The organism is Sphingomonas sp. (assembly GCF_051962185.1).
GTDB lineage: Bacteria > Pseudomonadota > Alphaproteobacteria > Sphingomonadales > Sphingomonadaceae > Sphingomonas.
This window is the reverse complement of the sequence record NZ_JBQCCN010000286.1, coordinates 1-12164: the sequence shown is the minus strand read 5'-3', so window position 1 is coordinate 12164 and position 12164 is coordinate 1. Positions and strand designations below refer to the sequence as shown.

The 12164-nt window shown below is 67.2% G+C and carries 12 protein-coding genes; 4 read left to right on the top strand and 8 right to left on the bottom strand.

All coding sequences use genetic code 11. From position 1 onward, the window contains the following. The 3 genes from ACTHJR_RS17880 to ACTHJR_RS17870 form a co-directional block, all read left to right on the top strand. Positions 1–924 (top strand): glutamate--tRNA ligase (locus ACTHJR_RS17880; RefSeq protein ID WP_440524705.1); only part of this gene is annotated, 924 nt, incomplete at its 5' end. Between the two features lie 17 nt (positions 925–941). Then, positions 942–2219, top strand: coding sequence for a citrate synthase (locus ACTHJR_RS17875; RefSeq protein ID WP_440524703.1), 1278 nt, complete (start codon positions 942–944; stop codon positions 2217–2219). Continuing rightward, positions 2219–2407: a hypothetical protein gene (locus tag ACTHJR_RS17870; RefSeq protein WP_440524701.1), complete on the top strand. Its 189-nt coding sequence runs from the start codon at positions 2219–2221 to the stop codon at positions 2405–2407. Before ACTHJR_RS17875 ends, ACTHJR_RS17870 begins: the two co-directional genes overlap by 1 nt. A gap of 273 nt (positions 2408–2680) precedes the next feature. Here ACTHJR_RS17870 and ACTHJR_RS17865 read toward each other — a convergent pair whose 3' ends face one another. The 4 genes from ACTHJR_RS17865 to ACTHJR_RS17850 form a co-directional block, all read right to left on the bottom strand. Beyond that, positions 2681–4051, bottom strand: a complete 1371-nt coding sequence (locus ACTHJR_RS17865) for a sensor histidine kinase (RefSeq protein ID WP_440524699.1) — start codon at positions 4049–4051, stop codon at positions 2681–2683. Beyond that, entirely contained in the window at positions 4048–5127 is a 1080-nt protein-coding gene (locus ACTHJR_RS17860) for a DUF2336 domain-containing protein (RefSeq protein WP_440524697.1), read from the bottom strand. Before ACTHJR_RS17860 ends, ACTHJR_RS17865 begins: the two co-directional genes overlap by 4 nt. A 76-nt stretch (positions 5128–5203) precedes the next feature. Next, a complete protein-coding gene (locus tag ACTHJR_RS17855; protein ID WP_440524695.1) occupies positions 5204–6382 on the bottom strand; it encodes a hypothetical protein in 1179 nt (392 codons plus the stop codon). Positions 6383–6471: 89 nt separating this feature from the next. Then, entirely contained in the window at positions 6472–6762 is a 291-nt protein-coding gene (locus ACTHJR_RS17850; RefSeq protein WP_440524693.1) for an Hpt domain-containing protein, read from the bottom strand. 82 nt (positions 6763–6844) lie between these two features. On the opposite strand from ACTHJR_RS17850, the gene ACTHJR_RS17845 reads away from it, so the two are divergent. Next, the gene (locus ACTHJR_RS17845; protein WP_440524692.1) at positions 6845–8632 is read left to right on the top strand and encodes a hypothetical protein; all 1788 of its coding nucleotides are present in this window, start codon (positions 6845–6847) and stop codon (positions 8630–8632) included. 210 nt (positions 8633–8842) lie between these two features. On the opposite strand, the gene ACTHJR_RS17840 is transcribed toward ACTHJR_RS17845, so the two are convergent. From ACTHJR_RS17840 to ACTHJR_RS17825, 4 genes are all read right to left on the bottom strand, one after another. After that, positions 8843–9121, bottom strand: a complete 279-nt coding sequence (locus ACTHJR_RS17840) for a DUF1467 family protein (protein WP_440524690.1) — start codon at positions 9119–9121, stop codon at positions 8843–8845. A 4-nt stretch (positions 9122–9125) separates the two neighbouring features. Next, positions 9126–10766 carry a ribonuclease J gene (locus ACTHJR_RS17835; protein WP_440524688.1) on the bottom strand — a complete coding sequence of 547 codons (1641 nt, stop codon included), beginning with the start codon at positions 10764–10766 and terminating at the stop codon, positions 9126–9128. Positions 10767–10905: 139 nt separating this feature from the next. After that, on the bottom strand, positions 10906–11682 hold the full coding sequence (locus ACTHJR_RS17830; protein ID WP_440524686.1) for a type III pantothenate kinase: 777 nt from the start codon (positions 11680–11682) through the stop codon (positions 10906–10908). 24 nt (positions 11683–11706) lie between these two features. After that, the coding region (locus ACTHJR_RS17825; RefSeq protein ID WP_440524685.1) for a biotin--[acetyl-CoA-carboxylase] ligase at positions 11707–12164 on the bottom strand (458 nt) is incomplete at its 5' end.

Sequence of the window (12164 nt, the reverse complement as noted above, 5' to 3'; positions counted from 1 at the left end):
CAGGGCGAAGTCACCGTCCAGAACAGCGAGATCGACGATCTCGTGCTGCTGCGCTCGGACGGCACGCCGACCTATATGCTCGCGGTGGTGGTCGACGATCACGACATGGGCGTGACGCATGTCATCCGCGGAGACGATCATCTCAACAATGCGTTTCGTCAGCTGCCGATCTATCGCGCGATGGGCTGGGCCGAGCCCACCTATGCGCACATCCCGCTGATCTTCAACGCCGACGGCACCAAGATGTCGAAGCGCAAGAACGCGGTCGCGGTCGACGTCTATCGTGACGAGCTCGGCATGCTGCCCGAAGCTGTGGCCAATTACCTGCTGCGGCTCGGTTGGGGCCATGGCGATGACGAGATCATCAGCCGTGAGCAGGCGGTCGAGTGGTTCGATCTCGACGGCGTGGGAAAATCACCAAGCCGGTTCGATTTGAAGAAACTCGAGAACCTGAACGGCCATTATATCCGGGAAGCCGACGACGCGCGCCTGACCGCTCTGGTGGTACCGCGAATCCCGCTCGAACTGACCCCGCCGCAGCAGGAACTGTTGCGGCGCACCATGCCGTTCCTCAAGCCACGCGCCGCGAATCTGGCCGAACTGGCCGAGAGCAGCATGTTCCTTTTCCACGCCCGGCCGTTGCCGATGGACGCAGATGCAGCATTGTTATTGGCAGGTGACGCCCCTGCGCTGCTCACCCGTCTGCACACGGCGCTTGACGCCGTCGCGGACTGGGATACGGAGGCGCTCGAAAACGCGGTTCGGCAGGTCGCCGAGGACGCCGGGGTCAAGCTCGGCCAGGTCGCGCAGCCGCTCCGCGCGGCGCTGACCGGCAAGCGCACCTCCCCCGGCATTTTCGACGTGCTCGCCGTGCTGGGCCGCGAGGAAAGCCTGGGCCGCCTGTCCGACCGGATGGCGCGCTGATTTCGAAGGGAAGTTATATGGCCGACGCGAACACCATGAAGATCGGGGATCACGATTATCCGGTGATGTCCGGTTCGGTCGGCCCCCAGGTCGTCGACATCCGCAAATTCTACAACGAATCGGGGATGTTCACGTACGATCCCGGCTTCACCTCGACCGCGAGCTGCGAATCCGCGCTGACCTATATCGACGGCGATGAGGGCGTGCTGCTCCACCGCGGCTATCCGATCGGCCAGCTCGCCGAACAGTCGAGCTTCATGGAAGTCAGCTATCTGCTGTTGAACGGCGAGCTGCCGTCGAAGGGCGAGCTCGACGAGTTCACCCACACGATCAGCCGCCACACGATGCTGCACGAGCAGCTTGCGACCTTCTATCGCGGCTTCCGTCGCGACGCGCATCCGATGGCGGTGATGTGCGGCGTGGTCGGCGCGCTGTCGGCTTTCTATCACGATTCGACCGACATCAACGACCCGCGCCAGCGGATGATCGCCTCGCATCGCCTGATCGCCAAGATGCCGACGATCGCGGCGATGGCGTACAAATACAGCCTGGGCCAGCCGTTCCTCTATCCGGACAATTCGCTGAGCTACACCGGCAATTTCCTGCGCATGACGTTCGGCGTGCCGGCCGAGCCCTATGTCGTGACCCCGGTGGTCGACCGCGCGCTCGACCGCATCTTCATCCTGCACGCCGATCACGAGCAGAACGCGTCGACCTCGACCGTCCGCCTCGCCGGGTCGTCGGGCGCCAATCCGTTCGCTTGCATCGCCGCGGGCATCGCCTGCCTGTGGGGCCCCGCGCACGGTGGCGCCAACGAAGCCGCGCTCAACATGCTGCGCGAGATCGGCACGCCCGAGCGCATTCCCGAGTTCATCGCCCGCGCCAAGGACAAGAACGATCCGTTCCGCCTGATGGGCTTCGGCCACCGCGTCTACAAGAATTACGACCCGCGCGCGACGGTGATGCAGCAGACCGTGCGCGAAGTGTTCGAGGCGCTCAAGGTCAGCGATCCGGTGTTCGAGGTCGCGCTGCAACTCGAGCATATGGCGCTCAACGACGATTATTTCGTCGAGAAGAAGCTGTTCCCCAACGTCGATTTCTACTCGGGCGTGATCCTGTCGGCGATCGGTTTCCCGACGACGATGTTCACCGCTCTGTTCGCGCTGGCCCGCACCGTCGGCTGGGTCGCACAGTGGAACGAGATGATCAGCGACCCCGCGCAGAAGATCGGCCGCCCGCGCCAGCTGTACACGGGCCCGACGCAGCGCGATTACGTCGAGATCGGCAAGCGCTGATGCGCCTCGCGCTCCGGATCGTCGGCATCGTCGCCATCGCGTTCGGAACGCTGTTCTTCCTTCAGGGGCTGGACGTCGTGCATTGGCCCGCGTCCAGCTTCATGCTGGCCAAGACCATCTGGTGCTTGTGGGGCGGATTGATCGCTTTGTTCGGGGTCGGCCTCGTTTGGGCTGCGCGTCGGCGTTGACGTTCGCCAAATGCGTATTGCCCCGTCGTTCGGCGACGGTGAATTTCACGCAAAGGCGCTAAGATTTAGAGATAGTCGCGCGGAGGCGCAGAAGGCGCTGAGGTGTCCCGCGTAGCTGCGTCAGCAGCCCTTCAATCTCCAGCGGTCGAATGAAAGCGCGCTAGGCGCGCAGTCTCCCTGCGATCTCTGCGCCTCTGCGCGAACAAAACCTCTTTGCGCCTTAGCGCCTTCGCGTGAATCAATATCCGGTCGAGCGGGCGAAGACCCCGAAGCTTAGCCCAGCCGCCCGGGCAAGCTCAGCATGAACCGCGCACCCTGCCCTGGTGCCGAATCGACCGTCAGGTCGCCGCCCATCGCACGCGCCAGGCGCCGGGCGATGTAGAGGCCGAGGCCGCTGCCGCCGGGCTCGCTGGGGTCGACGCGTTCGAACTTTTCAAAGATGCGGGCCTGATCCTCGGGCGCGATGCCCTTGCCCTGATCGGCGACGATGATCACCGCGGTACCGCGGTCGCGATGGGTGCGGATCCAGACCATGCCGCCGTCGGGCGAATAGCGCACCGCGTTGCCGATCAGATTGACGAGGATCTGCAGCGCGCGCTTGAATTCGCCGGTCGCGGGCGCGCTGTCGAGTTCCTGCGGCGCGTCGATCTTCACGCCGCGTTCGCCGGCGCGGACGCTGAGCAGGCCCGCCGCGCGGCGCCCGATATCGGCAAGGTCGATCGGCTCCGCCGCCGGTTCGAAATCGGGCCTTTCGACGGCCTGAAGGTCGACCAGATCGTCGACCAACCCGAGCAGATGCCGGCCGGCACTGGCAATGTCGGAGGCATAATCGGCATAATCGCGCCGGATCGGGCCTTCGGTTTGCGCGTGGATGCTGTCGGCGTTGGCGATGATCCGGCCGAGCGGCGCGCGCAGCGCGCGGTCGAGCCGGGCGCTGAACGCGTCGAGGGGATCGCCGGCAGGTTCGGCGGCGGCGGCACCAGCTGCCGACGCGGCGCGTTCCTCCACCTTCACCGCACCGACATAACCGGCGAATAGCCCCTCGCTGTTGAGCCTTGGATGCGCCGACAGCGTTACCGCTTGCCCAGTCGCGCGCACCGTCGCGGGCTGGCCCGCGAACGGCTGGTGAACGGTCAGCACGCCCAGGATCGGCATCGCACCCGCAGCGTCCATTTCGAGCGCGAACAACGATGCCAACGGCTTGCCGAGCGCGCCAGCGGGATCGATCCCGAAGCGCACCGCCGACACAGCGATCTCCGTCATGTTCAGCGTGGCGTCGGTTTCCCACGACCAGTCGGCACCCTGCAGCAACAGGTCGCGGTCGCGTCGGTCGGGATCGAGCGGCGGCGTCCAGGGCGCGCGCAATTTCCACTCACTCAGCTCCAATCGCACACCCTCTTCGACCGGGTCGGCACGGACCCACAATTCCACTTCGTCCGGTCCGTCGGCGGCGAGCACGTGGCGCGAGACGGTGATACCCAGCCGCTGCGCGAGGCGCGCGAGTACCGCGACCTGCGGTACCGCGAACGCCTCGCCAAGCGCACCGCCGGCGCGGGCGTTGAGTTCCTCGAGCCGAGCCCCGGCCTCGACCAGCCGCCCGTCGCGATCGACGAGCCCGTGGACCGGCGGATCGACCGGGCTCATCGACGCTTCTCCAGCTCGGCCATCGCCGCGCGGAAATCGGGATGCAGCCGGAACGGGGCGAGCGCGACGCGCGCCTCATCGGGCGTGACCGCCATGATCGCATCGAGCTGGTCGGCAAAGCCTTCGACGTCGCGGCGCGGATCCGCGTCGCACAGGCTCAGCCCGATCCGCGCTATGGCAGCGCGGTCGAGCCCGGCCGCGCGCAACGCCAGCCACAATTGCTCGCCACTATCGAACAGCATGTCGCGCAGTGAAGCGAAGTCGATGCCCAGCGCGTGCCCGAGCAAGGCGATGAACAAGGTGACGCGGCGATCGCCGAGCGCGTGCGTCAGCAATGCGGGCAATTCAGCCGTTTGCGGATCGATCGCGGCCGCCAGGCGAACCGCCGCGCTTTCCACCCGATCGCTTTCGTCATGATCGGCCAGGGCACGCAACGCCGCCTCGCCGATCGGGCGATCGGCGCCGGGGGTTTCGACTTGCTCGCGCAACGCCGCGGCGATCCACCAAACCAGGCGATGATGCAGTTCCGCCGGCAGCTCAGTGCTATCGAGGCCCGCCTTTCCCGTTCCACGCCGCCGGCTCTCCGCCGTCATCAGCGCGAGCGCGGCATCGGCGACCCGCGCGTCGGCGCTGGCGGACAACCGCGCCAGCAGGCTCGCCGACCCGATTTCGTCGGGCGGGATGATGGGCAACAAGTCGACCAGCACATCCTGCCGGGTTCGCGCGATCAACTCACGCATCAATTCGCGATCGCGCAACACCCCCGCGCCGACCAGACGGTCGAGCAATTCGGGTCCGTTCTGGACGCGCCGAACGAGCGCGAGGTCATCGGCCGGCATTCCGGCGGCGGCGCGTCGCCGCAGATCGCGCTCCACTGTCGCGACCATTGCGGCCAAGGTCGCCGCAAGCGCCGCGCGCGTGCGATCGTCGAGGCGAGCGTCGTCGGCAAGAAAGAAGTCCTCGATCGCATCGGTCAATCGGCGATCGGCACGCCGCGTCGCCGCCGCCGCGCGCGCGAGCAGCTGGTTGGCGCTCGCACGGGCGCCATCGGTCCTGTCGCCTCGATCGATCGACATGATCCCGATGTACGATTGTGTCGTTAAAGCGAGGTTAGCCAGAACCGGCCCGATCGAACGATCCGTGATGCGAGGGCTAAGCGCCGGTCCGGGTGCGCAATGCCTCGACGGCGAATCCCAGCGTCACCGCGGCATAAGCGGCGGCGACGGCCAGGCCCCAGACCGGATAGCCGACCAGCGCCGCGGGCAGCAGGATCAGGGGATAGGCCGGGGGCACGGCCCACCACCAGGGTCGGCTGACCGCGCCGGCCGCGCGTTCCGCCAGCGCGCCGGCCACCACCGTCGTCAGCGCCAGCAACGGCGGCGTCGCGCTCGCGGCGAGGAATCCGACACGCTGGCCGAGCAGCAGGGTCGCGAGCGCGGCGGCGCCGGGGACGGCCCAGCGCACGATCCTGGCAAGCATGCGTTCGTCGCTCAGCCAGGAGAGGACGTCGGCCAGCGCCAACAGCGCCAGCGCCACCACGACCGCGGCGATGCCCGATGCGCTCCACCCCAGCGAAATCGCCGTCAGCCCGCCGAGGCCGAACGCGCCGCCCAGCCCGCCGAGCGCGAACGCCGGCACGCCGCGTGCGACCAACGGCGGCAGCGCCAATTTGGCGAGTGGTGCGACCAGGAAACGATCGACCCAATTGGTCCGCGTCCCGAGCGCCGCGACCAACGCCGCGCGGCCCTTCGCCGCCAGCGTCCGCGAATCGCGTTCGATGCCATGCCCCTCGCGCACCGCGGTTTCGGGCAGCGGCAATTGCTCGGCGCCGCGCTGCGCCGTCACGCGGAGCAGCGACGAGGCGAAATCGTAATCCTTGGGCAGCTTGGCGACATCGGCGATCCGCTGCGGATCGATCGCCGCGATGCCGGCCCAGACCGCATTGGGGCCGATCCGCTCGAGCTCGTTGCCGCTTTGCGCGACGAGCAACGTATCGCGATCGCGATCGCGCATCGCCTCGACCATGACGCTGGTGGTGACCAATCCGTCGGCCAGCCAGATCACGCGGGCCAATGGATGTAATTTCGCCAGTGCCTCGGCAGGACCGCGCACCGCGTCGACCGCGACCCCGCGCCGACCGAGGCGATTGATCGCGCCGAGCAGCTCCGGCGTCAGGCGCGACACGACAACGACGATCTGCGACGCTCCCGCCGCGACGAGCAGCCGCGCCTGGAATTCGATCAACGTCACGCCGCCGACCGGCAGCGTCGCCGCGAGCGTGTCGTGGCGATCGGACGCGTCGGCCGTGGCGAACAGGAGCCCCGCAAGCATCCGGGGCTGTTAGGCCGCGTCCCTGGCTATCGCAAGGATAGTGATTGTCCGGAAGAGACGCGGCGCCGATCGCCGGCGTCGGAATGCGCTTACAGCCGCGCGACCGCGCGCCGCAGCTTGCGAACGGCTTCGGCATCGCCCGGCGTACAGGCCGCCTCGGCCGCCAAGCTCATCAGCCGCACCGCGCCGAAGCTCGCGGCGAGTCCCTTGAGCCGCGCGGCGCCCAGCCGCCACGCCTCGTCGCTTTCGGCGTTTTCGAGTGCGTCGATCGTGTTCTCCACGCTATCGACGAAGGCCGTGCGCAATTCCGCGATCAGTCCGGGCTCGTCGCCGACTGCCGCCGCCAAAGTCGCATCGATTGCACCGGGATCATAGGCCATGGCGGCACGCTAGCCCGAACGCCTTTAACACAAGGTTGCGCAATGACTTTGAAATGGCCGGTTTTATGGTAAACAAAGCGTCATGAACGGGGGGTCCAAGATCGTCGACTTGCACGTCAGCGACGTCGCCTACGCCACGGCCGATGAGCCGCTGTCGCTGACAGAACCTTATGAAGAAGAGGTTTTCGAGGAGCCCGAGGAGCGATCGGGGGCGCTGAAATGGCGCATCCTGGGCGCGCTTGCCCTGGTGGCCGCGCTTGGCTGGACCGGATTCTTCGGCTGGTACGCCTGGCCGCTGATACAGGTCGCGCCGGGCCCGGCGGTACTCGCGCAGCTTGCCACCGGGCTGACCGCGCCGCTCGCACTGATCGCCCTCCTGTGGATGGTGGTCCGGCGATCGAGCAAGGTCGAGGCCAGCCGTTTCGCCGACACCGCGCGATCGATGCGCACGGAGGCCCAGCATTTGCAGGACGTGATCGACGTGATGGCGCAGACGATCGACGCCAATCGCGAAAAGCTCGCCGATCAGGTCACGGTGATGATGGCGACTGCCAGCGCCGCGTCGGATCGCCTGGGCGAGGCGTCGGCCGCGCTCGACAGCCATTTCACCAAGGCGGAGGCCGATGCCGGCCGGATCGACAAGGCGGCGGCCAATCTCGAAGCCAATCTGCAGATCCTGCTGGCAATGCTGCCGCATGCCCATGACGAAACCAACACCCTGGCCGGCAAGGTCGAGGCGATCGGGCTGAGCGCGAGCGAGCGAGCCGCGGCGCTCGACGCGCAAGTCGTGGGGGCGGGGGCGGGGGGGCGCGCGGGGGGCCCGGACCCCCCCGGCCCCCCCCCCCCCCCGGCCGCGCCAAACACCCGGATGGAAGCGACCAGCGAAACCGCCGGCGCGCGTCTCGAACAGGTCACCAGCGCGATGTCCGACGCGGTCGACGGCCTGCTCGACCGCACCGCCAGCGCGGTCGACGAAGCGCGCAAGGGCATCGCCGCCCAGGGCGACGCGATGCTCGCGATGCTGTCGACCAATCAGGCCACGCTCGACCGCACCGCGACCGACAGCGCCACCGCTTTGGCGCAGCGGATCGCCGCGATCGGCGCGGTGGTCGACCATGTCGCCGAGACGTTGGCCAACGGCCAGGAGCAGGTCGACGCGCTGACCCGATCGATCGACGATACCAGCGGAGCGGCGCATCGCTTCGCCGGCGAAGCGGCGCCGCAATTGCTCGAAACATTGCTGCGGATTCGCGACACCGCCAACGCTGCGGCCGAGCACGCCCGCGAGGCGATGGCGCGGATCGCGCCCGATGCCGCCGATGCGCTCGAGGCCGCCGCATCGCGCGCGGTCGAGGGCGGACTGGCCGCCATCGCGCGGGCGACCGAGACGGCGGCGGCTTCGGCGACCGAAGCATCCGACAAGCTCAACCGGCAGATGCTGGCGATCGCGGAGGCATCGGGCCAGATCGACGCGCGGCTCGCCGATACGGAGGAATCCAACGGCTTCGCGCGGCGCGTGTCGCTGCTGATCGAATCGCTCCATTCGGCGGCGATCGACCTGACCGGCATCTATGCGGCGGAAGTTCCGGATTCGTCGTGGATGGCCTATCTCAAGGGCAATCGCGGCGCCTTCGCGCGACGCGCGGTCAAATTGCTCGACGCCGGCGAGATGCGCGCGGTGCTCGAAGCCTATGACAGCGACGATTCTGTCCGCGAGCAGGTCAATCGCTACATCCACGATTTCGAAGCGATGCTGCGCGGCGTGCTGGCGCAGCGCGACGGCGCGCCGATCGGCGTAACCTTGCTCTCATCCGACATGGGCAAGCTCTATGTCGCGCTGGCCCAGGCGATCGAGCGGCTGCGGACCTAGAAGAAAGCGGTCTTCTAAATCCTCCCCGGAACGGGGAGGGGGACCGCGCGCGTCAGCGCGTGGTGGAGGGGGCCCATCCAACAGGAAATTGCGAGCGACCGTTTTTGACCAAGTGCGGGATGGGCCCCCTCCACCAAGCCGCTATGCGGCTTGGTCCCCCTCCCCGTTCCGGGGAGGAATTTTGCTGTCGCGATTCGAAGGAAGTCCGCCCTACCCCGCCGCGTTGGTCGGGTCGACGAAGTCGATCATCTCCGGCGTCACCCAGCCATAGATATAATTGAGAACGAACAGCCCCCAGATCAGCGTCGCGACGATCGTCACGCGCAGCGCGGTGCGCTTGACGTTGAACTCATGGGGCGCGCTTTCCGCCTGGCCCGGGACATACTCGCCGCCGACCTCATGCGTGGTGCGCACCCCGAACGGCAGCACCAGGAACACCGAAAAGGCCCAGCACAAGAAATAGATCGCGAGCATCGACGTCCAACGCATGTCATCAGGCCTCTATCAACAGAACATCGACCACGGGCTTCTTGCCCGTCCAGCGCGTCGCCACGCGACGCACGCCGAGGCGCAGGCTTTCACGCAGCGCCTGGAGATCGCCGCGGTGCTTCTTGACCACCTCGACTGCGGCGTCGATCGCCTCGTCCAGGAACGTCTCGCGGTCCTCCTCGACGGGAATGCCCTGGAGGCAGATCCGCGGCACGCCGACCAGCCGGTAATCGCCGTCGATCGCCACCGCGACCGACATCTGTCCGTAATTGGCGACACGCCGCCGCTCGTTCATCGTGGCGCCGTCCGCGGGAAGGATGACGTCGCCATCGAGCATCAGCCGGCCGACCGGAGCGTGGCCCAGTTTCTCGGGTTTGCCGGGCGCCAGGCGAACGATATCGCCATCGGTCTGGACCAGAGCCTGGGGAATGCCCTTGGACAGACCGAACCGCGCCTGCTCCATCATGTGCCGCATCTCGCCATGGACCGGCACGAGCAAGTTCGGGCGGATCCAGCCGTACATCGATGCAAGTTCGGGGCGGCCGGGGTGGCCCGAGACATGGACATGCTCCTGCCGCTCGGTGACCATCTCGACACCGGCGGCGGCGAGTTGGTTCTGGATCCGGCCGATCGCCAGCTCGTTGCCGGGGATCTGCTTGGACGAGAAGACGACGGTGTCGCCGGCCTCGAGCTTGATCGGGTGGGTGCCGTCGGCGATCCGGCCCAGCGCGGCGCGCGGCTCGCCCTGCCCGCCGGTCGCGACCACCAGGACGTCACGCCCCGGCAGCCCCGTCGCAGCCTCCGGCGAGATCGGGTCGGGGAAGCTCTTGAGATAGCCATTGGCGCGCGACACGGTCAGGATGCGATCGAGCGAGCGACCGGTGACGCAGATCTTGCGCTTGGTCGCCTTGGCCACCTCTCCCAGCGTCTGCAGGCGCGCGGCGTTGGACGCGAAGGTGGTGACGACCACCCTGCCCTTCGCTTTCCTGACGGCCTCGATCAGCCCATCCCGCACGCTCGCCTCGGATCCCGACGGCCCGGGATTGAAGACATTGGTCGAATCGCAGACCAGCGCGAGGATGCCCTCGTCGCCCACCGCGCTGAGCTGCTCGGGCGTCGACGGCGTGCCGAGCACCGCATTGCTCGCGTCGAGCTTCCAGTCGCCGGTGTGGAAGACCTTGCCATAGGGTGTCTCGATCAGCAGCGCGCTGGCTTCGGGAATCGAGTGCGCCAGCGGTACGAAGCGCAGTTTGAACGGGCCGAGTTCGACCATTTCGTTCGGGCCGACCACGTTGAGCGCGACGCGATCCTGGACACCTTCCTCCTCCAGCTTGCCGCGGATCAGGCCGGCGGTGAATTTGCTGGCATAGAGCGGCGCGCCGAGATCGTCGGCGAGATAGGGCAAGGCGCCGATATGATCCTCATGCCCATGGGTCAGCGCGACGCCGACCAGATTGTCGCGCTGCTCCTCGATGAACTGAAGGTCGGGCAAGATCACCTCGACCCCGGGATAGGCCGGGTCGGCGAAGGTCACCCCCATGTCGACCATCAGCCATTTGCCCTGACAGCCGTAGAGATTGACGTTCATCCCAATCTCGCCCGACCCGCCGAGCGCTACGAAAAGCAGTTCCTTGCCTGGTGTCATTCAAGTCCCAATCGTATTCAATTTCATCATCCCAGCGACAGCTGGGATCTCAAGCCGCATCGCGCCCTCGCCTGAAATCCCGACGTTCGGCGGGATGACGGGCAATCCGCACGAGACCCAGCTTGCGCCGGGGTGACGGTTATTGTCGCGCCCGCTCCCACATCATCGCCAGTCCCTGGATCGTCAGGTCCGGCTCGATCGCGTCGAACACGTCGGTGTGCTTTTCGAACAGCACCGCCAACCCGCCGGTCGCGATCACCTTGGCGGGGCGGCCGATCTCCGCCTTCATCCGCGCGACCAGTCCCTCGATCATCGCGATATAGCCCCAATAGATGCCGATGTTCATCTGGCTGACGGTATCGCGGCCGATCACGGTCGGATCAGCCGGCGCCTCGATCGCGATGCGGGGCAGCTTGGCGGCGGCGCTGACCAGGGCGTCGAGCGACAAATTGATGCCCGGTGCGATGATCCCGCCCTTATAGGCGCCGCGAAAGTCGATCCAGTCGATCGTGCTCGCCGTGCCGAAATCGATGACGATCAGGTCGCCGTCGTGCAGTTCGTGCGCGGCAATGGCGTTGACCGCGCGGTCGGCGCCCAGGCTCTGCGGTTCCTGGACATCGATCGCCATACCCCATTCGGCCGGCTTCTGCCCGGCGATCAGCGCATCGGTCTTGAAATATTTCTCCGCCAGCCATTGCAGATTGTGCGTCGCGCGCGGGACCACGGTCGAGATGATCACGCCGTCGACCTGGCTGCGGTCATAGCCTTCGAGGCTCAGCAACTGGCTCAGCCACACGGCATATTCGTCGGCGGTGCGGCGCGGATCGGTGGCGATGCGCCAGCGGCCCTTGACCTCGCGCCCGTCGAGCAGCGCGAAGACCACATTGGTGTTGCCGGCATCGATCGCGAGCAGCATGGATTCAGGCTCCCATCGAAAGAGTCACAGCAGGAACACGTCGCCGGCGTGAATGACACGCCGCGTGCCGTCCGCCAAGCGCAGGATGAGCGCGCCCTCGGCATCGAGACCGTCGAACAGTCCGTCGATCGCGGTGCCGTCGGGCAGGCGCACGGTCAGCGGGGTTCCGAGCGCGTGGGCATGATCGACCCAGCGCCGGCGGACGACGTCGATCCCCTGCCCTCGCCAGCGCTCGACCCAGCGCGCGAACGCCTCGGCCAGCGTCTCGACGAAATCCTCCGGCGCGACGGCGACTTTATAGGCCGCCAGGCTGGTTGCCGCGCGATCGATGCCGGTCGGATGGTGCGCGAGATTGGCGCCGATCCCGATCACCACCGCGTCGCCCGCGCGTTCGAGCAGGATGCCCGACAGCTTGGCGCCGTCGATCAGCAAGTCGTTGGGCCATTTGAGCAGCGCCATGCCGGGGGCATAGACCGACACCG